Here is a 24,886-nt window from a genome sequence, read left to right as displayed (position 1 = left end):
CAACGAAGGACTTCGGCAGCGCGCCGCCCCTCATCGTCGGTCGCTCGCCCCAACAGGCCTCACCAGCCGGCGGGCGGACCCTCCAGCGCGATCCGCACCGCGCGGGCACGCCGCGCGGCGTCCTGCAGAACCGTCAGCCTCGGGTCCGGCAGGTCCCACAGCGCCCGGCGAGGCAGGGCGCGCAGGTGCGCGAGGCGGTCGTCGTCGAGGACCTGCTCGGCCATCCTGCGGTCGCCGCCGAGGACGAGCGCGTCCACGCTGCCGACGGGCAGATGGCGCACGGCGAGCTCGACCACCTTGCCGACGACCCCGTCGGCCTGGTTGCCACGGCGCCGGGCGTAGCGCTGCTGGCTCCACCCGCCCTTCTTCGTCTTGCCCTGCACGTACGCCGTGCCACAGGTGTGGGCGACGAGGTCGCCCCCTTCGTCACGGCCCACGGCATGACCGCCGCGGCGCACGAGGACGAGACCGACGCGCGCGTGGTCGAAGGGCTCCCCCGTCGCGGTCGTACCGTCGCCACCGGTGAGCACGAACGAGCCCGGCACGTCGGCGCGCGTGACGCCGTCGTGCCGGGCTGCGAAGCCGGCGACCCACCGGTCGAGGCGAGCCGGGTCGACCTCGACGGTGCGGGTCATCCGAGAGTGGCTCAGATGTTGAAGCCGAGGGCGCGCAGCTGCTCGCGCCCGTCGTCGGTGATCTTGTCCGGACCCCACGGCGGCATCCAGACCCAGTTGATCCGCGAGTCGGTGACGAGGTCGCTGAGGGCCTGGTCGACCTGGTCCTCGATGACGTCGGTCAGCGGGCACGCGGCCGAGGTGAGGGTCATGTCGATGACGGCGTGGTTCTGCGGGTCGACGGTGATGCCGTAGACGAGGCCGAGGTCGACGACGTTGATCCCCAGCTCGGGGTCGACGACGTCACGCAGCGCCTCCTCGACGTCCGCGACGTTGCTCGGGGTGGGGGCCTGTGCGGTCATGCGCTCTCTCCTTGGGAAGTGGTCGAGACGTCGACGCCGGCCCGGGCCAGCGCGTCGGTGAGGGCCATCCAGCCCAGCAGGGCGCACTTGACGCGCGCCGGGTACTGCGCGACACCGGCGAGGGCGACACCGTCGCCGATGACCTCCTCGTCGCCGGGGTCCTGGCCCCGGCTGGTGAGCATCTGGCGCATCGCCTCGTGGACGTCCATCGCCTCGTGGATGGTCTCGCCGGTGACCTCCTCGGCGAGGATGGACACGCTCGCCATGGAGATCGAGCAGCCCATCGCCTCGTAGGAGATGTCGGTGATGTGCGCCTCGGGGCCGGTGCCGTCGAGGTGCACGCGCAGCGTCACCTCGTCGCCACAGGTCGGGTTGACGTGGTGCACCTCGGCGGCCTCGCCCTCACGCAGGCCGTGGCCGACCTTGCGCTTGGAGTGGTCGAGGATCAGCTCCTGGTAGAGGTCCATCAGGCAGCACCCCGATCCACGCCGAAGATCTCCGGCACGCGGTCGAGCGCGGTGACGAGCGACTCGATCTCGGCCGGCGTGTTGTAGACGGCGAGCGAGGCGCGCGTGGTGGCAGCGACGCCGAAGGCGCGGTGCAGCGGCCACGCGCAGTGGTGGCCGACGCGCACGGCGACGCCCTGGTCGTCGAGGACCTGACCCACGTCGTGGGCATGGACCCCGTCGACGACGAAGGAGACGGCCGCGCCGCGGTGGACGGTGTCGGCCGGGCCGACGAGCCGCACCCACGGCCGCTGCGCGATCGCGTCGAGCAGCTGCGCGGTGAGGGCCTGCTCGTGCGCGGCGATGCGCTCCAGACCGATGTCACGGATCCAGCGCACGGCGGCACCGAGACCGATCGCCTGGCTGGTCATCGGCACGCCGGCCTCGAAGCGGGTGGGTGGGGGCGCGTAGGTGCTGCCCTCCATCCGCACGACCTCGATCATCGACCCGCCGGTGAGGAAGGCGGGCATCTGCTCGAGCAGGTCGTAGCGGCCCCACAGGACACCGATGCCGCTCGGGCCGTACATCTTGTGGCCGGAGAAGGCGAGCAGGTCGACACCGAGCTCGCGTACGTCGACCGGCAGGTGCGGCACCGACTGGCAGGCGTCGAGCACGGTGATCGCGCCGACGGACTGCGCCGCCGCGACGAGACGCGGCACGTCGCTCACGGCACCGAGCACGTTGGAGGCGTGAGTGAAGGCCATGACCTTGGTCCGGTCGGTGACGAGCTCGTCGAGCTGGTCGAGGTCGAGGCGGCCCCCCTCGGTCACGCCGATCCAGCGGAGCGTGGCGCCGGTGCGACGGCACAGCTCCTGCCACGGCACGAGGTTGGCGTGGTGCTCGGCCTCGGTGATCAGCACCTCGTCGCCCTCGCCGAGACGAAGGGGGGACCCCGGCTCGGCGTTGGAGAAGGCGTAGGCCGCGAGGTTGAGCGCCTCGGTGGCGTTCTTGGTGAAGACGACCTCGCGCTCCTCGGCACCGATCAGCGCCGCGATGTCGGCCCGCGCACCCTCATAGGCCTCAGTGGCCTCCTCGGACAGCGCGTGCGCGCCGCGGTGGGGTGCCGAGTTGGCCGTGACGAGGAAGTCCCGCTCGGCGTCGAGCACGGCCAGCGGCTTGTGCGAGGTGGCGCCGGAGTCGAGGTAGACGAGCGGCTTGCCCCCGCGCACGGTGCGCTCGAGGATCGGGAACTGATCGCGGATCGCGGTCAGCTCACCCTCGGGGATCAGCTGCGGCGTCATGGTCAGGCCCCTGCGGTCGTGGCGGGCTCCCCCGTCGCGATGAACCGGTCGTAGCCCTCGGACTCGAGGCGGTCGGCCAGCTCGGGGCCACCCTCCTCGGCGATCCGGCCGTCGACGAAGACGTGGACGAACTGCGGCTTGATGTAGCGCAGGATCCGCGTGTAGTGCGTGATGAGCAGGACGCCGGCGCCGGTGGACTCCTTGGCGCGGTTGACGCCCTCGGAGACGACGCGAAGGGCGTCGACGTCGAGACCGGAGTCGGTCTCGTCGAGGACGGCGAACTTCGGCTTGAGCAGCTCCATCTGGAGGATCTCGTGGCGCTTCTTCTCACCGCCGGAGAAGCCCTCGTTGACGTTGCGCTCGGCGAAGGAGGCGTCCATGCGCAGCTCCTCCATGGTGCCGCGGACCTCCTTGACCCAGGTGCGCAGCTTGGGGGCCTCGCCGTCGATGGCGGTCTTGGCGGTGCGCAGGAAGTTGCTCACCGTGACGCCGGGGACCTCGACGGGGTACTGCATCGCGAGGAACAGGCCCGCGCGGGCGCGCTCGTCGACGGACATCGACAGCACGTCCTCCCCGTCGAGGGTGACCTCGCCGGAGGTGACGGTGTACTTCGGGTGCCCGGCGATGGAGTAGGCCAGGGTGGACTTGCCGGACCCGTTGGGGCCCATGATCGCGTGCGTCTCACCGGAGTTGATGGTGAGGGTGACGCCCTTGAGGATCTCCTTGGGGCCGTCCTCGGTCTCGACGCTGACGTGCAGGTCCTTGATTGCGAGCGTTGCCATGTCTGTCTTCTTCCTTGACGTGTGGGGGGTCAGTCGGCCAGGGCGACGAGCACGTCGCCGTCGTCGGTCACCTGGACCGTGTGGACCGCGACCGGGACGGTCGCCGGCAGGCCGGTGGGGCGGCCGGAGACGAGGTCGAAGCGCGAGCCGTGCAGCCAGCACTCGATGGTGCAGCCGTCGACCTCGCCCTCCGAGAGGGAGACCTTGCCGTGGGTGCACTCGTCGTCGATCGCGTGGACGCCACCGTCCTCGGTGCGCACGATCGCGATGATCCGACCGGACAGGTCGGCCTTGGCAGCCTCCCCCACGGTCAGCTCGTCGAGGCTGCACACCCGGACGAAGTCGGGCTGGGCGACGGCGCTCATGCCGCGCCCCCTTCGAGCTCGACGTCGATCGCGGCCATGATGCGCTCGCTGATCTCAGGGTCACCGATGCGCTGGACGATGCTGTTGAAGAAGCCGCGCACGACGAGGCGACGGGCCTCGTCCTCGGGGACGCCGCGCGACTGCAGGTAGAACAGCTGCAGGTCGTCGAAGCGGCCGGTCGTCGACGCGTGGCCGGCACCGACGATCTCGCCGGTCTCGATCTCGAGGTTGGGGACCGAGTCGGCGCGCGCACCGTCGGTCAGCACGAGGTTGCGGTTGAGCTCGTAGGTCTCGGTGCCCTCGGCCGCGGCGCGGATGAGGACGTCGCCCACCCAGACGGTGTGCGCGGTCTCGCCCTGCAGGGCGCCCTTGTACTCGACATTGCTCGTGCAGTGCGGCGCCTCGTGGTCGACGAAGAGCCGGTGCTCCAGGTGCTGCCCCGCGTCGGCGAAGTAGACACCGAAGGCCTCGAAGGACCCGCCCGGGCCCGCGTAGGAGGCATTGGTGTTGATCCGCACGATGCCGCCGCCGATGGTGATGGCGATGTGGCGCACGCTGGCGTCGCGGCCGACGACGACGTCGTGCTGGCCCAGGTGGTGCGCGTCGTCCTCCCAGTCCTGCAGGGAGACGATCGTCAGCTGCGAGCTGTCGCCGGCGACGACCGACAGCAGCTCGGTGTAGTCCGTCGTGCCGGTGTGCTCGACGACGAGCGTCGCCTTGGCGAAGGCGCCGACGCGGACGAGGTGGTGGGCGCGCACCGTCTCGCGGGTCGCCCCGTGCAGGCGGATGCGCACCGGCTCGGCGATCTCGGCCTCGGCGGGGACGTCGAGGACGACGACCTCTTCGCCGCTCGCGGCGACGGCCGCGGACCGGTCGGCCGGCAGCGGCGCACCGGCGGCGCGGGCCTCGTCGGCGGACACGACCGAGCGGGTCACCCCGGTCGGCAGGTCGTGCGTGACGTCGAGCTGCGCGCTGCCCGCTGCGTCGGAGAAGAGGTCGCCCAGCTCACCGACGGGCGTGAAGCGCCAGTCCTCCTCGCGCCCGGTGGGGACGGGGAAGTCGGCGACCTGCCAGGAGCGGGTGCGCTCGGCACGGGACTGGTCCGGGACCAGCGTCTCCGCGGAGTGGGTGTGGGCCTTGGGGCCCGAGTCAGCCAGAAGGCTCATCAGCCGACGGCTCCTTCCATCTGGAGTTCGATGAGGCGGTTGAGCTCGAGGGCGTACTCCATCGGCAGCTCGCGCGCGATGGGCTCGACGAAGCCACGCACGATCATCGCCATGGCCTCCTCCTCGCTCATGCCGCGGGACATGAGGTAGAAGAGCTGGTCCGCCGACACCTTGGAGACGGTCGCCTCGTGGCCCATCTGCACGTCGTCCTCGCGGACGTCGACGTAAGGGTAGGTGTCGGAGCGGCTGATCGTGTCGACGAGCAGCGCGTCGCAGACGACGGAGGACTTGCTGTTGGTCGCGCCCTCGAGGACCTGGACGAGGCCCCGGTAGGAGGTGCGACCGCCACCGCGCGCGACCGACTTCGAGACGATCGAGCTCGAGGTGTTGGGGGCCGCGTGGACCATCTTGGCCCCGGCGTCCTGGTGCTGGCCCTCGCCGGCGAAGGCGATCGAGAGGGTCTCGCCCTTCGCGTGCTCACCGAGGAGGAAGCACGCGGGGTACTTCATCGTCACCTTGGAGCCGATGTTGCCGTCGACCCACTCCATCGTGCCGCCCTCGGCGACCGTGGTGCGCTTGGTGACGAGGTTGTAGACGTTGTTCGACCAGTTCTGGATCGTCGTGTAGCGCACGCGGGCGTTCTTCTTCACGACGATCTCGACGACGGCGCTGTGCAGCGAGTCGGTCTTGTAGATCGGCGCGGTGCAGCCCTCGACGTAGTGCACGTACGAGCCCTCGTCGGCGATGATCAGCGTCCGCTCGAACTGGCCCATGTTCTCGGTGTTGATCCGGAAGTAGGCCTGCAGCGGGATGTCGACGTGCACACCCGGCGGGACGTAGATGAAGGAGCCACCCGACCACACGGCGGTGTTGAGCGCGGCGAACTTGTTGTCACCGGCCGGGATGACGGTGCCGAAGTACTCGCGGAAGAGGTCCTCGTGCTCGCGCAGGCCGGTGTCGGTGTCGACGAAGATGACGCCCTTCTCCTCCAGGTCCTCGCGGATCTGGTGGTAGACGACCTCGGACTCGTACTGGGCGGCGACGCCGGCGACGAGGCGCTGCTTCTCCGCCTCGGGGATGCCGAGCTTGTCGTAGGTGTTCTTGATGTCCTCGGGCAGGTCCTCCCAGGAGGTCGCCTGCTTCTCCGTGGACTTCACGAAGTACTTGATGTTCTGGAAGTCGATGCCGGTGAGGTCGCTGCCCCAGCTCGGCATGGGCTTCTTGTCGAACAGCCGCAGCGACTTCAGGCGCAGGTCACGCATCCACTGGGGCTCACCCTTGCGGTCGGAGATGTCGGTGACGACGTCCTCGTTGAGGCCGCGCTTGGCGCTGGCACCGGCCGAGTCGGCGTCCGACCAGCCGTACTCGTAGCGGCCGATGTCCTTGAGCCCTGGGTTGAGCTCTTCGATGTTGGTGCTCATCGGGTGGACCTCTCTGTGTCGGGTCGCGCCCCCGGGGTGGGGACGAAGGTGGTGCAGACGTGATCGCCCTGGGCCAGGGTGGCCAGGCGTTGGACATGGACGCCGAGGAGCCGGCTGAAGGCATCGGTCTCGGCCTCGCACAGCTCGGGGAACTCCGCGGCGACGTGCTGCACCGGGCAGTGGCCCTGGCACAGCTGGAGGCCGACGACGACGTCGTCGCCGACCGTGCGGGCGCTGGCAGCGTAGCCCTCGGTGCGAAGGGCGTCGACGAGGGCCTCGGTCCGCGCCCGGGGGTCGTCGCCCGCTGCCTCGATCTGGGGGGCGCAGCGCTCCTCGAGCGCGCGGATGCGCTGGTCGGCGAAGGCGCGCACGGCGTCCTCGCCGCCGGTCTGGCGCACGAATCGCATGGCCTCGGCCGCGAGCTCGTCGTAGTCGGCGGTCAGGCGCTCGTGACCGGAATCACCGACGACCCACTCCCGGGCCGGACGTCCGCGGCCACGCTTGCCGGCGTGCGGGGCGCGGCTGGTCACCGCGCCGGTCTCGGCGAGTTGGTCGAGGTGGCGGCGCACGCCGGTGGCGGTCAGCCCGAGCTCCGCGGCGAGATCGGCCGCGGTGATCGGCCCCTGCTCGCTGATGAGGGCCAGGACGCGGTCCCGCGTGCGCGCGTCACGCATGGCGTCGTCGGGGACCGACGGCGCCTTGGCGGCTCGCGGGGAAATAACCACACATCCATGTTACGTAATTGAGCCAATTGCACAACAAAGGTCGTCCTAACCCGATCTCCGGGCGCTGGCGCACGGGAGGGGCGCGGCCCGGGACCGCGTCAGCGGACCCCGCCAGCGCATCTGATCGAGCATGAGGAGGCTCCGGGACCGCGTCAGCGGGGCCGGAGACTCCCGCCTAGACTCGCCTCTCGTGACCCGTGCCGTCGTCGTGGAGGACCTGTGCCGCGTCTTCGGCGAGACCCGCGCCGTCGACGGGGCCTCGTGGGCTGCCTCCAGCGGTGAGATCACCTGCGTCCTCGGGCCCAACGGCGCCGGCAAGACGACGACCATCGAGTGCCTCGAGGGGCTGCAACGACCCGACTCCGGAACCTGCCGCGTCCTCGGGACCGACCCCTGGCAGGCCGGCGCCGACCACCGGGCCCGCGTCGGCGTCATGCTCCAGGACGGCGGCCTGCCCCAGAGCGTCTCGGCGGCACGACTGCTCACCCACCTGCAACGGCTCTACCGCACCGAACGCTCACGTGAGCTCATCGACCGACTGGACATCGCCCCCTTCGCCCGGACGCCGGTGCGCCGCCTGAGTGGCGGCCAACGCCAGCGCGTGGCGCTCGCGGCCGCCCTCCTCGGCGACCCGGAGGTCGCCTTCCTCGACGAGCCGACCGCCGGTCTGGACCCGCACGCGCGTCTGGCCGTGTGGGAGCTGATCCGTGAGCGGCGCGACGCGGGGGTGGCGCTGGTCGTCACCACCCACGGCTTCGACGAGGCCGAGCGCCTCGCCGACCGGGTCGTCATCCTCGACCGGGGGCGGGTGGTCGCCGACGGCACCCCGGGGGCGATCGCCGGGGAGGGGCGGCTCGAGGACGCCTACTTCGCGCTGACCGGAGGACCCCGTGGCCGCTGACACCGCCCTCTCCCCCACCCAGCCGCAGGGCCGGCGGGTGCTCGCCCAGGCCCGCTTCGAGGCGGCGATCCTCGCGCGCAACGGCGAGCAGCTGCTCGTCTCCCTCGTCCTCCCCGCGCTCGCGATGGTCGCCCTCATCGCCTCGTCCTACCCTGCGCTCCCCGAGCCGCGGGTGGCCCTCGTCGTCCCGGGCGTCCTCGCCCTCGCCGTCGTCTCCACCGCCTTCACCGGGCAGGCCATCCAGACCGGCTTCGACCGCCGGTACGGCGTCCTGCGCTTCCTCGCAACGACGCCCGTCGGCACCGACGGCCTGCTCGCCGGCAAGGCCGTGGCCGTCGCCGGGGTCGCCGCCGTCCAGCTCCTCGTGCTCGGCGCGCTGGGGCTCGCCCTCGGCTGGCGACCCGATCCGCTGGGTCTGCTCACGGCTCCCGTGACCGCCGTGCTGGGCGTCTGGGTCTTCGTCGCGCTCGCCCTGCTCCTGGCCGGCCTGATGCGGGCCGAGGCGGTCCTCGCCGTGGCCAACCTCGTGTGGGTGCTCCTCGCCGGCCTCGGTGGGCTGCTCCTGCCGGGCGACACCGTCGCCGGGCTGGGCCCGGTCGTGCGGTGGCTGCCCTCCGGCGCGCTCGGCGACGCCTTCCGTGACGGGATGACCGGGGCGGCCGTGCCGCTGCTGCAGTGGGCGGTCCTCATCGTGTGGGGCGCGCTGCTCAGCCTCGCGGTGGTGCGCACGTTCCGCTGGCGGGACTGACCCCCTTCGCCCCCGTGGTCAGGACGAGCGCGGCTACGACATACCGTAGTGGGGTGCCAACGCCCCCCTCCTCGACAGTCCGCACCTGGCTGCCCCGCCTGCTCCTGCTCAACCTCGTCGTCGAGGTCGGCATCGTCGTCACCGGCGGGCTCGTCCGCCTCACCGGCTCGGGCCTGGGCTGCCCGACGTGGCCCGAGTGCGTCCCCGGCTCGTACGTGCCGACGCACGAGCAGGAGGAGGGCATCCACAAGCTCATCGAGTTCGGCAACCGCACGCTCACCGGCCTGCTCGGGTTCGTGGCCCTGGCGCTGCTCATCGCCCTGTACCGCAAGGCCAGGGAACGTCGGGAGCTGATCCTCGGCACGTGGGTCGTCATGGTCGGCATCGCGGCCCAGGCCATCGTCGGGGGCATCACCGTCCTCACCGGGCTCAACCCGTGGATCGTCGCCTTCCACTTCATGTGCTCGATGGCCCTCATCGCCGTCTCCGCGTGGCTGTACTGGCGCTGGTACCAGCCACCCGGGCGGACACACTCGCTCCTGCACCCGCTGGTCGCGCGCCTGCAGTGGCTGCTCGCCGCGGTCGCAGTCGTCGTCCTCGCGCTCGGCACCGTCGTCACCGGCTCCGGCCCGCACTCTGGCGATGCCGAGACCCCAGCACGCACCGGCTTCGACCCCCGCACCATCTCCTGGCTGCACGCCGACGCCGTGATGCTCTTCGTCGGGATCGTCGTCGCCGTCTGGCTCGGCGCCCGCCTCACCGAACGCGCCTCCGGCCCCGCCCGCGCCTGGTGGCTCGTGCTCATGGTGACCCTCGCGCAGGGCCTCATCGGCTACGTGCAGTACCTCACCAAGCTCCCCGAGGTCCTCGTCCTCGCGCACATGCTCGGTGCCAGCCTGCTCGTCGTGGTGATCGTGCGGGCCATGGTGCTCTCTCGGGCGCCCGGGGCCGCTCCCGCTGACTGAGTCTCGGCTGGCTGAGACGTCCGCACTCAACTTCGCTGGGCCGGTCCGGGCGGCGCGTGGCAAGACGGCTTCGCTGGGCCGAAGTCCCTTCGTCTCGTGGACCCCTCACGTCGGTTCCATCGGACTTCGGCTTGATTCGCTCAGCCGCCTTCCCGCGCGCCCTCCTGTCGGTCACCTCGGTCGTGGGTCGGGTCCGTCCGCCGAGCACGTGGAGCGCAACCACCCGAGCCTCGTCCCCCGGGCCGGGAAACCTTGTCTGGGCCGGGTTGGCACGTCTGGGCCGGGTCGTGTCCCGGCCGACACCGGCCAAGCCGGCCCGCCGGGGATTTCCCGGCTCGCTCGTGGGGCCGACCACGGACCACCGGCGGACGAAGGGGGTGGGTCGGCGCGACTCAAGGAACATGCGCCGCTGCGCGACCAAGGTCACGCTGGACGATCAATGGCGGCGCATGTTCCCCAGCGCCGGCCTGCCCCCTTCGGCAGCGATGGGTACGAGACCGACCCGACAACGCGGGGCCCGCGACCAACCCGACGACGCGGGTCGTGCAGGACCGAAGACCTACGCGAGCCCGGGCAGCGGGAAGTGCAGGAGCGGGTCGATCGCGACGCCGAGGAAGAGCAGGGTCACGTAGGTGATCGAGAAGTGGAACAGGCGCATCGGCTTGAGCACGGACTGCTTGGTCTCGCCGCGCTTTGCCATCGTGAGCAGCCGGTGCGCCTCGGCGACGAAGAGCCCCCCGGAGACGAGGGCGGCCACGACGTAGACCCAGCCCATGTCGGCGACGGGGACGAGGGCGAGCGAGCAGGCGACCATGACCCAGGAGTAGGCGACGATCTGGCGCGCGACGGTTGTCATCTGCTCGACGACGGGGAGCATCGGGACGCCGGCGCGGGCGTAGTCGTCGGTGAAGCTCATCGACAGCGGCCAGTAGTGCGGCGGCGTCCAGAAGAAGATCACGAGGAAGAGGATGATCGCGGGCCAGCCGACGGAGTTGGTCACGGCGGACCAGCCGATGAGCGTGGGCATGCAGCCGGCGATGCCGCCCCAGACGATGTTCTGCGGCGTACGACGCTTGAGGATCATCGTGTAGCCGACGGCGTACAGCAGGACCGCGGCGAGCGAGAGCATGGCCGACAGCGGGTTGACCAGGAGCCACAGCCAGGCCGTCGACAGCGCCGTGAGGACGAACGCGAAGATCAGGGCACCGCGCGGGGTGGCCTCGCCGGTGACGAGCGGCCGGTTCTGCGTGCGGCCCATCTGGGCGTCGATGTCACGGTCGTAGACCATGTTGAACGTGTTGGCTGCCCCGGCGCTCAGGCTGCCACCGACGAGGGTGAGCACGATGAGCGTGAGGGAGGGGACGCCGCGCTGGGCGAGGAACATCACCGGGACCGTCGTCACGAGGAGCAGCTCGATGATCCGAGGCTTCGTCAGCGCGACGTACGCACGCACGGTGCGACGCCACGGGCGGGTCGCCGGCGACAGCTCGCGCGTCGACTCGAGAGTGGTCACGGACTGCCTTTGCCGAAGGGGTGGGGTCGGGTCCGCGCAGGACGCGGACCGTGGCCCCACTCTACCCGTGTCGCACCGCCGCTCGGGCCCCGCCCCACGCGGCGTCGCACACATCGGCTCGCGCACTAGTGTGGTCGTGAGCACGTACGCCTCCGCAGCAGAAAGGTCCTCCGTGAGCACGGACACCGACACCTCCCCCAAGGCTCCCGCGAAGAAGGCAGCCGGTTCCGCTGCCCCGAAGGGCACCACCCGCACCGTGGCCTCCGCGAACCCCGGGGGCAGCGCCGGGACGTCGTCCCGCTCGAAGGACCTGCCGATGCCGGTCGCGAAGAAGGCCGGGTGGAAGGACCTCGACGTCCGCGCCGTCGACACCGGCCGGCTGCTGGCCGCCGACGCCGTACAGGAGTGCGGCAGCGGCCACCCGGGCACCGCGATGAGCCTCTCCCCCGTCGCCTACCTGCTCTACCAGCAGGTCATGACGCACGACCCGTCCGACCCCACGTGGCTGGGTCGGGACCGCTTCGTCCTGTCCGTCGGTCACTCCTCGCTCACCCAGTACGTGCAGCTCTTCCTCTCCGGCTACGGCATGGAGCTGAGCGACCTCAAGGCGCTGCGCACGTGGGGCTCCCTCACCCCCGGGCACCCCGAGGTCCACCACACCCCCGGCGTCGAGATCACCACCGGCCCCCTCGGGTCGGGACTGGCCTCCGCCACGGGCATGGCGATGGCCCAGCGCCGCCAGCGCGGCCTCTTCGACCCCGAGGCCAAGGCGGGCACCTCCCCCTTCGACCACACGATCTGGTGCCTCGCCTCCGACGGCGACATGCAGGAGGGCGTTTCCGCGGAGGCGGGCTCGTTGGCCGGCCACCAGGAGCTCGGCCACCTCAACGTCATCTACGACGCCAACCAGATCTCCATCGAGGACGACACCGACATCGCCTTCAGCGAGGACGTGGGTGCGCGGTACCGGGCATACGGCTGGGAGGTCATCGACGTCGACTGGCGCAAGACCGGTGACGGCAACGCCTACGTCGAGGACATCGACGCCCTGTACGCCGCGACCCAGCAGGCGAAGAAGAACACCTCGGCACCGACCCTCATCGTGCTGCACACGATCATCGCGTGGCCCGCCCCCACCAAGCAGGACACCGGGGCCTCCCACGGCTCCGCGCTCGGCGAGGACGAGGTCGCCGCGACCAAGGAGCTGCTCGGCTTCGACCCGAAGAAGTCCTTCGCCGTCGAGAAGGCCGTGCTCGAGCACACCCGCGCGGTCAAGAAGCGCGGCAAAACCGCCCGCAAGGAGTGGGACACGAGCTTCGCCGCCTGGCGCAAGGCCAACCCCGAGCGTGCCGAGCTGCTCGACCGGATCGTCGCGGGCAACGTGCCGGCCGGCCTCGACAAGGCCCTGCCGACCTTCCCCGCCGACGCCAAGGGGATGGCGACGCGTGCCGCCTCGGGCAAGGTCCTGTCCGCCCTCGCGGACGTCATGCCAGAGCTGTGGGGCGGCTCGGCCGACCTCGCCGGCTCCAACAACACGACGATGGACGGCCAGCCCTCCTTCGTGCCCAAGAGCAAGCAGACGGACACGTGGAAGGGCGACCAGTACGGCCGCACGCTCCACTTCGGCATCCGTGAGAACGGCATGGGCATGGCGATGAACGGCATCGCCCTCGAGGGCCTCACCCGGGTCTACGGCGGCACCTTCCTCGTGTTCTCCGACTACATGCGCCCGGCCGTGCGCCTCGCCGCGCTGCAGCAGCTGCCGGTCACGTACGTGTGGACGCACGACTCGATCGGGCTCGGCGAGGACGGACCGACCCACCAGCCGATCGAGCACCTCGCCGCGCTGCGCGCGATGCCGGGTCTGGACGTCGTCCGCCCGGCCGACGCCAACGAGGTCAGCGTGTGCTGGGGCCAGGTCCTCAAGAACGCGTCGACCGCGGCGCTCGCCCTCTCCCGCCAGGGCACCCCGGTCATCGACCGGAGCGAGCACGCGGCGGCGAAGGGGGCGGCCAAGGGCGCCTACGTCCTCGCCGAGTCGAGCACGGAGGTCCCCGACGTCATCCTCGTCGCGACGGGCACCGAGGTGGCCGTCGCCCTCGAGGCGCGCACCACGCTGGAGAAGGCGAAGATCGGCACCCGCGTCGTCTCCATGCCGTGCCGCGAGTGGTTCGACGAGCAGAGCAAGGCCTACAAGGAAAAAGTCCTGCCGGCTGCCGTCAAGGCGCGCGTGTCCGTCGAGGCCGCGACCCCCTTCGGCTGGCGGGAGATCGTCGGCGACGCCGGCGAGAGCGTCGGGATCGACCACTTCGGCGCCTCCGCGGACGCGGGGACCCTGTACGACAAGTTCGGCATCACGCCCGCTGCCGTCGTCAAGGCGGCCAAGGCGTCCATCAAGAACGCGAAGGGATGATCGACATGGCCCAACTGCCCACCGCCCCTCCCCCGATCGCCGCGCTGCGCGAGGCCGGCGTCTCGGTCTGGCTCGACGACCTCAGCCGTGAGCGCCTGCGCTCGGGCAACCTGCAGGAGCTCATCGACACGACCGGCATCGTCGGCGTGACGACCAACCCCTCGATCTTCCAGGCCGCCCTGGCCGACGGCGACGCCTACACCGAGCAGCTGACCCAGCTCGCCGGTGAGGGCAAGGACGTCGACGAGGTCGTCTTCACCCTGACGACCGACGACGTGCGGGAGGCGTGCGACCTCTTCGCGCCCGTGTACGAGGCGACCGACGGGGTCGACGGCCGGGTCTCGATCGAGGTCGACCCGCGCCTGGCCCACGACGCCGAGCGCACCGCGGTCGTGGCCAAGGAGCTGGCCGAGGCGGTCGACCGGCCGCAGGTCTACATCAAGATCCCCGCGACCGAGGCCGGCCTGCCCGCGATCACCCGCACCCTCGCCGAGGGCATCAGCGTCAACGTCACGCTGATCTTCAGCCTCGAGCGCTACCGCGCGGTGATGAATGCCTTCGTCGAGGGCATCGAGCAGGCGCTGGCGGCCGGCAAGGACATCTCGAAGATCCACTCGGTGGCCTCCTTCTTCGTCTCCCGCGTCGACACCGAGATCGACGGCCGGCTCGACGAGATCGGCACCGACGAGGCCGCCGCCCTGCGCGGCAAGGCCGGCCTGGCCAATGCCCGACTCGCCTACCAGGCCTACGAGGAGGTCTTCGCCACGCCGAGGTGGCAGCGTCTCGAGGGCGAAGGGGGGCGCCGCCAGCGTCCGCTGTGGGCCTCCACGGGCGTCAAGGACCCGGCCTACCCCGACACGCTGTACGTCACCGAGCTCGTCGCGGACAACACCGTCAACACCATGCCGGAGAAGACGCTCGACGCGACGATCGACCACGGCGAGATCACCGGCGACACGATCACCGGCGGCTACGACGAGGCGCAGCAGGTGCTCGACGACCTCGACCGCCTCGGGATCAGCTACACCGACGTGACCGCCAAGCTCGAGCGCGAGGGCGTCGACAAGTTCGAGAAGGCGTGGGGCGAGCTGCTCGAGGGCGTCAGCGCCGAGCTGTCCAAGGTCTCCTGATGATGAGCCTGTCCGTCGCTGCCGCGGGCGCGGCCGCCGATGCCGTCGCCGCCCACGTCCCTGCCCTGGTCACCGACCGGGTGGCCAGTCGGATCTTCGCCCAGGACCCCACCCTCTGGGGGACGGCTGCCGAGGAGGAGGCCGCGAAGAGGCTGTCGTGGGTGGGTCTCGCACGCACCTCCCGCCACCTCGTCGGCGAGGTCTCGGCGCTGCGTGACCAGCTGCGCGAGCAGGGCGTCGACCGCGTCGTGCTCTGCGGCATGGGCGGATCGTCACTCGCCCCCGAGGTCATCTGCGCGACCGAGGGTGTGCCGCTCGTCGTCCTCGACTCGAGCCACCCCGACGTCGTGCGCGGTGCCACCGCCGACCTCGAGCGCACCGTCGTGGTCGTCTCCAGCAAGTCCGGCTCCACGGTCGAGACCGACAGCCAGCGACGCGTCTTCGAGCAGGCGTTCACGGACGCGGGCATCGACCCGGCGACGCGCATCGTCGTCGTCACCGACCCGGGCAGCCCGCTCGAGGAGGATGCCCGGGCCAAGGGCCAGCGGGTCGTCACAGCCGACCCGCAGGTGGGTGGACGCTACTCGGCCCTGACCGCCTTCGGCCTGGTCCCCTCGGGCCTGGCCGGCGCGGACATCGAGGCCCTGCTCGACGACGCCGAGTCGGTCGCCGACCTGCTCGCCGAGGACGACGACGCCAACCCCGCCCTGCGCCTGGGGGCGGCCATGGCGGGCACCGAGCCCCTGCGCGACAAGCTCTACCTCGTCGACCACGGCACCGAGGCCAAGGGCCTCGGCGACTGGGCCGAGCAGCTCATCGCCGAGTCCACCGGCAAGGGGGGCACCGGCCTGCTGCCCGTCGTCCTCGACTCCCCCGGTGGCAGCGACGTGCCCCGGGACGCGACGATCGCCCGTCTCGTCCCCACCGACGGGGACGAGTCCGAGCCGGCGGCACCGTCCACGGTCGATGTCGGCGGCTCCCTCGGGGCGCAGTTCCTGCTCTGGGAGACCGCGACGGCCGTGGCCGGTCGGCTCCTCGGGATCAACCCCTTCGACCAGCCCGACGTCGAGAGTGCCAAGCAGGCCGCCCGTGACCTGATGTCCGGTGACGCGGGCACGCAGTCGGACGCCGGTGTCACCGACGGCCCGGTGACGATCAGCCACCTCGGTGGTGACTGGATCGGTGGGGCGACCACCGTCGCCGACGCCGTGGCCGCTCTCCTCGGGCAGCTCGACCCCGAGCACGGCTACGTCGCGGTCATGGCCTACCTCGACCGGGAGGGCGATGCCCCCTTCGCCGAGGTCGCCGACGCCCTCGCGGAGCGCGTGCACCGGCCGGTGACCTTCGGCTGGGGTCCGCGCTTCCTGCACTCGACCGGCCAGTACCACAAGGGTGGACCGGCCACCGGTGTCTACGTTCAGGTGACCGAGGAGCCGCAGCAGGACCTCGCGGTCCCGGGGCGGGACTTCACCCTCGGCGAGTTCATCGCGGCCCAGGCCGGCGGCGACGCGCAGGTGCTCGCCGACCACGGTCGACCGGTGCTCGTGCTGCACCTCACCGACCACGAGGCCGGTCTGGCCCGGGTCACCGAGGCGCTGCGAGGTGGCCACGCATGAGCCCGGCGCGCGTCACCGCCGACTCCAACCCGCTGCGCGACCCGCGGGACAAACGGCTGCCGCGTATTGCCGGCCCGTGCAGCCTCGTGCTCTTCGGCGTGACGGGTGACCTCGCCCGCAAGAAGCTCATGCCGGCGGTCTACGACCTGGCCAACCGGGGGCTGCTGCCACCGGGCTTCTCGCTCGTGGGCTTCGCCCGACGGGACTGGGCCGACCAGGACTTCGGCAAGGTCGTCTACGACGCGGTCCGCGAGCACGCGCGCACCCCCTTCCGCGAGGAGGTGTGGCGCAGCCTGTCCGAGGGCTTCCGGTTCGTCCCCGGCACCTTCGACGACGACGCCGCCTTCGACCTGCTCGCGCAGACGGTGCGCGAGCTGGACGAGCAGCGGGGCACCGGCGGCAACCACGCGTTCTACCTGTCGATCCCGCCCGGCTTCTTCTCCACGGTCTGCCAGCAGCTGCAGCGCTCGGGCCTGGCCACGAGCGATGACGACTCGTGGCGCCGGGTCGTCATCGAGAAGCCCTTCGGCCACGACCTCGAGAGCGCCCAGGAGCTCAACGCGATCGTCGAGGAGGTCTTCCCGCCGGACGCGATCTTCCGCATCGACCACTACCTCGGCAAGGAGACGGTGCAGAACCTGCTCGCACTGCGCTTCGCCAACCAGATGTTCGAGCCGGTGTGGAACAGCCACTACGTCGACCACGTGCAGATCACCATGGCCGAGGACATCGGCATCGGAGGCCGGGCCGGGTACTACGACGGCATCGGGGCTGCCCGCGACGTCATCCAGAACCACCTGCTACAGCTGCTCGCCCTCACCGCCATGGAGGAGCCGACGAGCTTCGCCGCCGCGGCGCTGCGCACGGAGAAGGAGAAGGTCCTCGAATCGGTGCGCCTGCCCGCGGACCTGGGTCGCAGCACGGTGCGCGGGCAGTACGCGGCCGGATGGCAGGGCGGCGACAAGGTCATCGGGTACCTCGACGAGGACGGGGTCGCCGACGGCTCGACGACGGAGACGTACGCCGCGATGCGCCTGGACATCGACACGCGTCGTTGGGCCGGCGTCCCCTTCTACCTGCGTACGGGCAAGCGGCTCGGGCGACGGGTGACCGAGATCGCGGTCGTCTTCAAGCGCGCCCCGCACCTGCCCTTCACCGACACAGAGACCGAGGAGCTCGGGCAGAACGCGGTCGTCATCCGCGTCCAGCCGGACGAAGGGGTGACCATGCGCTTCGGCGCGAAGGTCCCGGGCAACCAGATGGAGGTGCGCGACGTGACGATGGACTTCGGCTACGGGCGCGCCTTCACCGAGTCCAGCCCGGAGGCGTACGAGCGGCTCATCCTCGACGTCCTGCTCGGCGACCCGCCGTTGTTCCCGCGCCACGAGGAGGTCGAGCTGTCCTGGCGGATCCTCGACCCCATCGAGCGCTTCTGGAGCAAGCAGAAGGGGGCGGTCGAGCAGTACCCCGCCGGCACCTGGGGCCCGGCGGCAGCCGACGCGATGATGCAGCGTGATGGACGCACCTGGAGGATGCCGTGATCGTCGACCTGCCCAGCGCCAGCACCTCGCTCGTCAGCCAGCGACTCATCGAGATCCGCGAGGACGTCGGGGCCATGGCCCTCAGCCGGGTCCTCACCCTCGTCGTGGTCGTCCCCGAGGACGATGCCGAGGACGCGCTGGCCGTGGCCAACTCGGCGAGCCACCAGCACCCGGCGCGGATCATCTGCGTCATCCTCGCCAATGCCCGCGGCAAGGCGCGCCTCGACGCCCAGATCCGGGTGGGCGGCGACGCCGGCGCCTCGGAGGTCGTCGTGCTGCGCCTCTACGGCGAGCTGACCCGGCACGCGCGCAGCGTCGTCACCCCGCTCGTGCTGCCCGACTCCCCCGTCGTCGCCTGGTGGCCCACGGAGGCCCCCAAGGACCCCTCGCAGGACCCCGTCGGCCTGATGGCCCAGCGGCGGATCACCGACTGCGCCGCCGCGGAGAACATCTCGGCGACCCTGCGTCGCCTCGCTCGCACCTACGCCCCCGGGGACACCGACCTCGCGTGGAGCCGGATCACGCTGTGGCGAGGGCTGCTCGCGACCACATTGGACCGGGCCCCCTTCGAGCCCGTCACGTCGGCGACCGTCGTCGGCGCCGAGGACTCACCGTCCGCCGACCTGCTGGCCGGCTGGCTGCGTCACCGGCTGCGCTGCCCGGTCTCGCTCGTGCGCTCGCGCACCGGCTCGGGCCTGGTCAGCGTCCGGCTGGAGCGCAGGTCCGGACCGATCGACCTCGTGCGTCCGCTCGAGGACGACACCGCGACCCTCGACCAGGCCGGGCAACCGCGCCGCGCCATCGCGCTCGCACCACGCTCGGATGCCGAGTGCCTCGCCGACGAGCTGCGCCGCCTCGACCCCGACGAGGTGTACGAGGACGCGCTGACCCGCGGCCTGCCCGAGGTCACCCGGCGACGGATGACGATGAGCGACGCGGTCGAGGACGGGCTGGTGCCCTCGCCGAGCGAGGCGCGCCGTGAGGGCGAGCGCCTCGCCGAGCAGTCGAAGAAGGCCCTGCGCAGCGCCATGGTCGAGGCGGCACCCGAGGAGGCCAGCTCCCGCGAGACGGACGTCAAGACGGCCGTGCGGGACCGGCTCGACACCGAGGACTCCGAGTCATGACGGGGGCCACCCCCTTCGTCCTCGTGCACCCGGACGCCGCGAGCGTGGCGGCGATGGCCGCCGGGCGGGTGCTGGCCTCCGTCCAGGAGGCGCTCGCCCTGCGGGGTACCGCCCACGTCGCGTTGACCGGTGGATCCATGGGCTCTGCGCTCGTCGCGGCCCTGGCCGAGCACCCGCAGCGCGGCGTCGTCGACTGGTCGCGGGTGCACGTCTGGTGGGGCGACGAGCGGTACCTGCCCACCGGTGACCCCGACCGCAATGACACCCAGAACGACGAGGCCGGGCTCAGCACGCTCGGACTGGCCCGCGAGCACGTCCACCGCGTGGCCGGACCGGACGCATCGGCATCCCCCGAGGAGTCGGCCTCGCTCTACGAGACGGCCCTGCGCGAGCACGGATCGGGGCGATGGGACGTCGTGGTCCTCGGTGTGGGGCCCGACGGACACGTCGCCTCGCTCTTCCCCGGCCATCCGGCGCAGCTCGTCGACGACGTCCTCGCCGTGGCCGTGCACGACTCCCCCAAGCCTCCGCCGACGCGCGTGTCGCTGACCCTCACCTGTCTGGGCAATGCCCGCGAGGTCTGGTTCGTCGTGGCGGGCGCGGACAAGGCGCAGGCCGTGGCGAAGGGGGTCGCCGGCGCCCCGGCGGCGGAGAGCACCGCCGCGCAGCTGCGCGGGGACGGTCGGGTCGGCTGGCTCGTCGACGGGGCGGCCGCCGCGGCCCTCCCTACGTCCTCCTGAGCCCGCATTGCCCGACGGCAATGCGCCTTCTCGACGTCAAGAGGTCGCATTTCCCCGGGGAAATGCAACGGGGAGGAGGTCAGGTCACTGGATGAGGCCGCGGTCGCGCAGCTCGCCCAGACGCTCCTCGAGGATCGCCTCGCCCTCGGTGTCGGAGCGACGCTCCTTGACGTAGGCGAGGTGGGTCTTGTAGACCTCCGCGGTCGGCGGGGCCGGCGGGTTGTCCTTGTCCTGACCGGCGGGCAGGCCGCAGCGTTTGCACTCCCACTCGGCCGGGATCTCCACGCCGTCGTCGACGGAGAAGGAGGGCGTCACCTCGTGGCCGTTGGCGCACCAGTAGGTGACGAAGGTGCGGGGAGCCGCGTCGCCGCGCTCCGCCTCACCCATGGGACCGGCGCCGATCCGGCTGCCGCGGATCGCGTTGCCACCTGCCATGCCGAGCTCCTGGTGTCTCTGTGACGCCTCAGGCGTCGAAGCGGTCGATGAGGCCGATGCCGACGATGGCCGTGAACCAGATCAGCCCCACGACGACCGTGAACCTCGAGAGGTTGCGCTCGGCGACGGAGGAACTGCCCAGCGACGCCGACATGCCACCACCGAACATGTCGGACATGCCACCACCCTTGCCCTTGTGCATGAGGATGAGGAGGGTGAGGATCAGGCCGGTGACCACGAGGATCACCTGGAGTCCGATGCGGACGGCATTCACGCGATCAGGTCCTTGTCGGTCGGGGCATCGAGGTGCGGCACCACCACCGAGGCGGCACCCGGGTCAGGATACCTCGCACATCCGTGCACGTGGCCCTCGGCCACGCCCGACCCGGGCGCCGTCGTCGGTCAGGCCGTGAGGTGCTGCTGGTAGCGGCAGATCGAGGCGAACTCCTCGGGGTCGAGCGAGGCTCCCCCGACGAGGGCGCCGTCGACGTCCGCCCCGGCCATGATCGAGGCGACGTTGCCGGACTTGACCGAGCCGCCGTAGAGGATGCGCACCCGGTCGGCCGTCTCCGGCGAGTACAGCTCCGCGAGCTTGGCCCGCACGGCGGCGCACACCTCCTGGGCGTCCTCCGGGGTGGCCACCTCGCCGGTGCCGATGGCCCAGACGGGCTCGTAGGCGACGACGAGGGTCTGCGCCTGCTCGGGGCTGATGCCCGCCAGGCTGCCCTCGACCTGCGCCACCACGTGCGCGACGTGCTCGCCGGCCTGCCGCACCTCCAGGCCCTCACCGACGCACACGATCGGGACGAGCCCGTGGCGGTAGGCCGCGACAGCCTTGGCGGCGACGAGCTCGTCACCCTCGCCGTGGCCCTCGCGCCGCTCGCTGTGGCCGACGACGACGTAGGTGCATCCGAGGCGGGCCAGAAAGGCCCCCGAGATGTCACCGGTGTACGCGCCGGAGTCGTGCGGACTGAGGTCCTGGGCCCCGTAGCGCAGCGCGAGCCGGTCGCCCTCGACGAGGGTCTGCACGGAGCGCAGATCGGTGAAGGGGGGCAGCACCGCGACCTCGACGCTCGCCACGTCGTGCTTGGCATCACGCAGGGTCCAGTCGAGCTTCTGCACCAGGTGGGTGCCCTGGAGGTGGTCGAGGTTCATCTTCCAGTTGCCCGCCATGAGCGGGGTCCGGGCGGTGGCCATGTCAGCCCTCCTGCTCGTCGAAGACGGACAGACCGGGCAGCTCCTTGCCCTCGAGGTACTCGAGGCTGGCGCCACCGCCGGTGCTGATGTGGCCGAAGTCGCTGTCGGCGAAGCCGAGCTGGCGCACGGCGGCCGCGGAGTCGCCGCCGCCGACGACGGTGAGGGCTCCCCCCTTCGTCGCCTCGACGAGCGCCCGGCCGACGGCCTCGGTGCCGGCCGCGTACGGCGCCATCTCGAAGGCGCCCATGGGGCCGTTCCAGAAGACGGTGCGGCAGTCGGCGAGCTTGTCGGCGAAGAGGCGGGAGGACTCGGGGCCGATGTCCAGGCCCATCCGGTCGGCCGGGATGGCGTCGGCCGCGACGACCTCGTGGTCGGCGTCGGCGGAGAACGCGGTGGCGGCCACGACGTCGGTCGGCAGGACGATCTCCACGCCGTCGCGCTGCGCCCGCTCGAGGTACTCGGTCACGGTGTCGAGCTGGTCCTCCTCGAGCAGGCTCTTGCCCACCTCGTGGCCCTGGGCCTTGAGGAAGGTGAAGACCATGCCGCCGCCGATGAGCAGCCGGTCCGCGGTGCCGAGGAGGTTGTCGATGACACCGAGCTTGTCGCTGACCTTGGCGCCGCCGAGGACGACCGCGTAGGGACGCTCGGGGTCGCTCGTCAGGCGCTGCAGGACGTCGACCTCGGCCTGGACCAGCCCGCCCATGGCGGCCGGCAGGCGCGTCGCGATGTCGTAGACGGAGGCCTGGGCGCGGTGCACGACACCGAAGCCGTCGGAGACGTAGGCGTCCGCCAGGCCGGCGAGCTCGTCGGCGAAGGCACCGCGCTCGCCCTCGTCCTTGCTCGTCTCACCCGGGTTGAAGCGCAGGTTCTCCAGCAGCGCGACGCCACCGTCCTGCAGGCCCTCGACCGTCAACCGGGCCGACTCCCCCACCGTGTCGCTCGCGAAGGCGACCTCGGCGCCGAGCAGCTCACCCAGCCGCGCCGCGACCGGGGCGAGCGAGTACTGCGGGTCCGGCGCCCCCTTCGGCCGTCCCAGGTGGGCGCACACGACGACCCGGGCGCCGGCCTCGCTCAGCTGCTGGATGGTCGGCAGCGACGCGCGGATGCGGCCGTCGTCGGTGATGGTCTGCCCGTCGAGCGGGACGTTGAGGTCGGATCGGACGAGGACGCGCTTGCCGCGCAGGTCGCCGAGCTCAGCGAGGGTCTTCACGGGGTGGGGTCACCTTTCGGAGGGTGGAGCGGGCGGTGGTTCACAGCGAGGCGCCGACGTGGACCACGAGGTCGATGAGGCGGTTGGAGTAGCCCCACTCGTTGTCGTACCAGCCGACGACCTTGACCTGGTCGCCGATGACCTTGGTCAGGCCGGAGTCGAAGATACAGCTCGAGGGATCGGTGACGATGTCGGACGAGACGATCGGGTCCTCCGTGTAGGTGAGCCGACCGGCCAGCGGGCCCTCGGTCGCCGCCGCCCGCATGATCTCGTTGACCTCCTCGACGCTCGTCTCACGCCCCGCCTCGAAGGTCAGGTCCGTGGCCGACCCGGTCGGCACCGGGACACGCAGGGCGTACCCGTCCAGCTTGCCCTCGAGCTCGGGCAGCACGAGCGCGACCGCCCTGGCGGCACCGGTCGACGTCGGCACGATGTTGAGCGCGGCGGCCCGGGCCCGGCGCAGGTCCTTGTGCGGCCCGTCCTGCAGGTTCTGGTCCGCGGTGTAGGCGTGGATCGTCGTCATCAGGCCGCGGGTGATGCCCAGCGAGTCGTTGAGCACCTTGGCCATCGGCGCCAGGCAGTTGGTCGTGCACGAGGCATTGGAGATGATCGTGTGCTGCTCGCCGTCGTACAGGTGGTCGTTGACCCCCATGACGATCGTGATGTCCTCGTGCTTGGCCGGCGCCGAGATGACGACCTTGCGGGCGCCGGCCTCGACGTGGGCGCGCGCCTTGTGCGCGTCGGTGAACAGCCCGGTCGACTCCACGACGACGTCCACCCCCAGGTCGCCCCACGGCAGCTGGGCCGGGTCACGCTCGGCGAGCGACGTGATGAGCCGACCGTCGACCCGGATGCCGCCCTCGGCCACCTCGACCTCGCCGCCGTAGCGTCCGAGGATGGAGTCGTACCTCAGGAGATGCGCCTGGGTGGCGTCGTCCCCCAGGTCGTTGAAGGCCACCACCTCGACATCGGCGCCGGATGCCTGGACGGCACGGAAGAAGTTGCGGCCGATCCGGCCGAACCCGTTGATGCCCACACGAACAGTCATAGTGGCTGCCTCCTCGGGAGAGTTCACGGACGCCGCGGAGCGCGGCTCCTGGTCGCTCTCACCCTATGGCCTGCGTCACGCCCGTGGGAGCCCGGTGGACTCAGCCGTCGAGCATGTCCGAGGTCAGGCTGGACTCCGTCCCGGGGATGCCCTCGTCCTCCGCGCGCTTGTCGGCCATCGCGAGCAGGCGGCGGATCCGACCGGCGACCGCGTCCTTGGTCATCGGCGGGTCGGCGCGCTGGCCGAGCTCCTCGAGCGAGGCCTCCTTGTGCTCCAGCCGCAGTTGCCCCGCCTCGCGCAGGTGGTCGGGGATGTCGTCCCCGAGGATCTCCATGGCGCGCTGCACGCGCGCGCCCGCGGCGACGGCCGCCCTCGCCGAGCGGCGGAGGTTGGCGTCGTCGAAGTTGGCCAAGCGGTTGGCGGTCGCCCGCACCTCCCGGCGCATCCGGCGCTCCTCCCACGCGAGCACGGCCTCGTGGGCACCCAGTCGGGTGAGCATGGCGCTGATCGCGTCACCGTCGCGGATGACGACCCGGTCGATGCCCCGGACCTCGCGCGCCTTGGACGGGATCTGCAGACGGCGCGCGGCGCCCACGAGGGCGAGCGCGGCCTCCTGCCCTGGGCAGGTGATCTCGAGGGAGGAGCTGCGCCCCGGCTCGGTGAGCGACCCGTGGGCGAGGAAGGCACCGCGCCAGGCGGCCTCGGCGTCGCACGGAGAGCCACCGACGACCCGTGGCGGCAGCCCGCGCACGGGCCGGCCGTCGGCGTCGATGATGCCCGTCTGCCGCGCCAGCGCCTGACCGTCCTTGCTCACCCGGACCATGTAGCGGCTGCCCTTGCGCAGGCCGCCCGCCGCGAGCTGCTCGATCGGGTCGCAGTCGTACCCGTAGAGCTCCTTGATGTTCTTGCGCAGACGACGCGCGATCTGGGCGGTGTCGAGCTCGACCTCGATGACGATCCGGCGGTTGACCAGGTGCAGACCGTTGGCGAAGCGCAGCAGGCTCGCGACCTCCGCCTTGCGGCAGCAGGTCTTGGTCACCTCGACCCGGCTGAGCTCGTCCTTGACCTTGTCGGTCATCGCCATCTGTGGGTTCCTTCCACGTCGTCTGCTGTACCGGTCATC

At 71.4% G+C, this 24,886-nt stretch carries 25 protein-coding genes; 9 read left to right on the top strand and 16 right to left on the bottom strand.

The features are described 5' to 3' along the window. Positions 1-59: 59 nt before the first annotated feature. The 9 genes from JAN01S_RS07980 to JAN01S_RS07940 are packed head-to-tail and all read right to left on the bottom strand — an operon-like array spanning position 60 to position 7,182. Positions 60-635 carry an acVLRF1 family peptidyl-tRNA hydrolase gene (locus JAN01S_RS07980; protein WP_068316329.1) on the bottom strand — a complete coding sequence of 192 codons (576 nt, stop codon included), beginning with the start codon at positions 633-635 and terminating at the stop codon, positions 60-62. Positions 636-646: 11 nt separating this feature from the next. Further along, a complete protein-coding gene (locus JAN01S_RS07975) occupies positions 647-976 on the bottom strand; it encodes a metal-sulfur cluster assembly factor (RefSeq protein ID WP_007927567.1) in 330 nt (109 codons plus the stop codon). After that, positions 973-1,443, bottom strand: coding sequence for a Fe-S cluster assembly sulfur transfer protein SufU (sufU, locus tag JAN01S_RS07970; RefSeq protein ID WP_007927569.1), 471 nt, complete (start codon positions 1,441-1,443; stop codon positions 973-975). The genes JAN01S_RS07975 and sufU overlap by 4 nt, the downstream gene beginning before the upstream one ends. Next, entirely contained in the window at positions 1,443-2,723 is a 1,281-nt protein-coding gene (locus JAN01S_RS07965) for a cysteine desulfurase (RefSeq protein ID WP_068316325.1), read from the bottom strand. Before JAN01S_RS07965 ends, sufU begins: the two co-directional genes overlap by 1 nt. Before the next feature lie 2 nt (positions 2,724-2,725). Next, on the bottom strand, positions 2,726-3,505 hold the full coding sequence (gene sufC / locus JAN01S_RS07960) for a Fe-S cluster assembly ATPase SufC (protein WP_068316322.1): 780 nt from the start codon (positions 3,503-3,505) through the stop codon (positions 2,726-2,728). A 29-nt stretch (positions 3,506-3,534) separates the two neighbouring features. Then, a complete protein-coding gene (locus JAN01S_RS07955) occupies positions 3,535-3,870 on the bottom strand; it encodes a non-heme iron oxygenase ferredoxin subunit (protein ID WP_068316320.1) in 336 nt (111 codons plus the stop codon). Then, positions 3,867-5,036: a Fe-S cluster assembly protein SufD gene (gene sufD / locus JAN01S_RS07950; RefSeq protein ID WP_068316317.1), complete on the bottom strand. Its 1,170-nt coding sequence runs from the start codon at positions 5,034-5,036 to the stop codon at positions 3,867-3,869. The genes JAN01S_RS07955 and sufD overlap by 4 nt, the downstream gene beginning before the upstream one ends. Beyond that, positions 5,036-6,457, bottom strand: coding sequence for a Fe-S cluster assembly protein SufB (gene sufB, locus JAN01S_RS07945; protein WP_068316312.1), 1,422 nt, complete (start codon positions 6,455-6,457; stop codon positions 5,036-5,038). The genes sufD and sufB overlap by 1 nt, the downstream gene beginning before the upstream one ends. Then, the gene (locus tag JAN01S_RS07940; protein ID WP_244884785.1) at positions 6,454-7,182 is read right to left on the bottom strand and encodes a helix-turn-helix transcriptional regulator; all 729 of its coding nucleotides are present in this window, start codon (positions 7,180-7,182) and stop codon (positions 6,454-6,456) included. The genes sufB and JAN01S_RS07940 overlap by 4 nt, the downstream gene beginning before the upstream one ends. Before the next feature lie 190 nt (positions 7,183-7,372). On the opposite strand from JAN01S_RS07940, the gene JAN01S_RS07935 reads away from it, so the two are divergent. From JAN01S_RS07935 to JAN01S_RS07925, 3 genes are read left to right on the top strand one after another with little or no spacing between them, the layout of a single operon-like run. Further along, on the top strand, positions 7,373-8,083 hold the full coding sequence (locus JAN01S_RS07935) for an ABC transporter ATP-binding protein (RefSeq protein WP_068316301.1): 711 nt from the start codon (positions 7,373-7,375) through the stop codon (positions 8,081-8,083). Then, complete coding sequence (locus JAN01S_RS07930) at positions 8,073-8,831, top strand: ABC transporter permease (RefSeq protein WP_068316300.1); 759 nt, start codon at positions 8,073-8,075, stop codon at positions 8,829-8,831. The genes JAN01S_RS07935 and JAN01S_RS07930 overlap by 11 nt, the downstream gene beginning before the upstream one ends. Before the next feature lie 53 nt (positions 8,832-8,884). Continuing rightward, the gene (locus tag JAN01S_RS07925; protein ID WP_068316293.1) at positions 8,885-9,796 is read left to right on the top strand and encodes a COX15/CtaA family protein; all 912 of its coding nucleotides are present in this window, start codon (positions 8,885-8,887) and stop codon (positions 9,794-9,796) included. A 559-nt stretch (positions 9,797-10,355) separates the two neighbouring features. Here the strand turns inward: JAN01S_RS07925 and JAN01S_RS07920 are convergent. Further along, the gene (locus JAN01S_RS07920; protein WP_068316291.1) at positions 10,356-11,309 is read right to left on the bottom strand and encodes a heme o synthase; all 954 of its coding nucleotides are present in this window, start codon (positions 11,307-11,309) and stop codon (positions 10,356-10,358) included. Between the two features lie 316 nt (positions 11,310-11,625). On the opposite strand from JAN01S_RS07920, the gene tkt reads away from it, so the two are divergent. Genes tkt through pgl form a run of 6 tightly spaced genes read left to right on the top strand, consistent with a single transcriptional unit; the run spans position 11,626 to position 19,873 of the window. Next, positions 11,626-13,722: a transketolase gene (gene tkt / locus JAN01S_RS07915; RefSeq protein WP_068316364.1), complete on the top strand. Its 2,097-nt coding sequence runs from the start codon at positions 11,626-11,628 to the stop codon at positions 13,720-13,722. Further along, complete coding sequence (tal, locus tag JAN01S_RS07910; RefSeq protein ID WP_068316289.1) at positions 13,719-14,852, top strand: transaldolase; 1,134 nt, start codon at positions 13,719-13,721, stop codon at positions 14,850-14,852. Before tkt ends, tal begins: the two co-directional genes overlap by 4 nt. After that, entirely contained in the window at positions 14,852-16,468 is a 1,617-nt protein-coding gene (locus JAN01S_RS07905; RefSeq protein WP_068316286.1) for a glucose-6-phosphate isomerase, read from the top strand. Before tal ends, JAN01S_RS07905 begins: the two co-directional genes overlap by 1 nt. Next, positions 16,465-18,009 (top strand): glucose-6-phosphate dehydrogenase, encoded by a 1,545-nt coding sequence (gene zwf / locus JAN01S_RS07900; RefSeq protein ID WP_068316279.1) that lies wholly within the window; start codon positions 16,465-16,467, stop codon positions 18,007-18,009. Before JAN01S_RS07905 ends, zwf begins: the two co-directional genes overlap by 4 nt. Further along, positions 18,006-19,133, top strand: a complete 1,128-nt coding sequence (locus tag JAN01S_RS07895) for a glucose-6-phosphate dehydrogenase assembly protein OpcA (protein ID WP_068316276.1) — start codon at positions 18,006-18,008, stop codon at positions 19,131-19,133. Before zwf ends, JAN01S_RS07895 begins: the two co-directional genes overlap by 4 nt. After that, positions 19,130-19,873: a 6-phosphogluconolactonase gene (gene pgl, locus JAN01S_RS07890; RefSeq protein WP_068316273.1), complete on the top strand. Its 744-nt coding sequence runs from the start codon at positions 19,130-19,132 to the stop codon at positions 19,871-19,873. The genes JAN01S_RS07895 and pgl overlap by 4 nt, the downstream gene beginning before the upstream one ends. 84 nt (positions 19,874-19,957) lie before the next feature. Here pgl and JAN01S_RS07885 read toward each other — a convergent pair whose 3' ends face one another. From JAN01S_RS07885 to whiA, 6 genes are all read right to left on the bottom strand, one after another. Beyond that, a complete protein-coding gene (locus tag JAN01S_RS07885; RefSeq protein ID WP_068316271.1) occupies positions 19,958-20,308 on the bottom strand; it encodes an RNA polymerase-binding protein RbpA in 351 nt (116 codons plus the stop codon). Positions 20,309-20,336: 28 nt separating this feature from the next. Continuing rightward, positions 20,337-20,582 (bottom strand): preprotein translocase subunit SecG, encoded by a 246-nt coding sequence (gene secG / locus JAN01S_RS07880; protein ID WP_068316268.1) that lies wholly within the window; start codon positions 20,580-20,582, stop codon positions 20,337-20,339. A 128-nt stretch (positions 20,583-20,710) separates the two neighbouring features. Then, entirely contained in the window at positions 20,711-21,505 is a 795-nt protein-coding gene (gene tpiA / locus JAN01S_RS07875) for a triose-phosphate isomerase (RefSeq protein WP_068316259.1), read from the bottom strand. Position 21,506: 1 nt separating this feature from the next. Beyond that, on the bottom strand, positions 21,507-22,715 hold the full coding sequence (locus JAN01S_RS07870) for a phosphoglycerate kinase (RefSeq protein WP_068316253.1): 1,209 nt from the start codon (positions 22,713-22,715) through the stop codon (positions 21,507-21,509). Positions 22,716-22,755: 40 nt separating this feature from the next. Beyond that, positions 22,756-23,763, bottom strand: a complete 1,008-nt coding sequence (gap, locus tag JAN01S_RS07865; RefSeq protein WP_068316251.1) for a type I glyceraldehyde-3-phosphate dehydrogenase — start codon at positions 23,761-23,763, stop codon at positions 22,756-22,758. A gap of 100 nt (positions 23,764-23,863) precedes the next feature. After that, on the bottom strand, positions 23,864-24,847 hold the full coding sequence (gene whiA, locus JAN01S_RS07860; protein WP_068316248.1) for a DNA-binding protein WhiA: 984 nt from the start codon (positions 24,845-24,847) through the stop codon (positions 23,864-23,866). Positions 24,848-24,886 lie beyond the last annotated feature (39 nt).

This window comes from Janibacter anophelis NBRC 107843, assembly GCF_001570945.1.
In the GTDB taxonomy this organism is placed as follows: domain Bacteria; phylum Actinomycetota; class Actinomycetes; order Actinomycetales; family Dermatophilaceae; genus Janibacter; species Janibacter anophelis.
The sequence above is the reverse complement of the archived record's forward strand: the minus strand, read 5'-3'. Positions and strand labels throughout refer to the sequence as shown.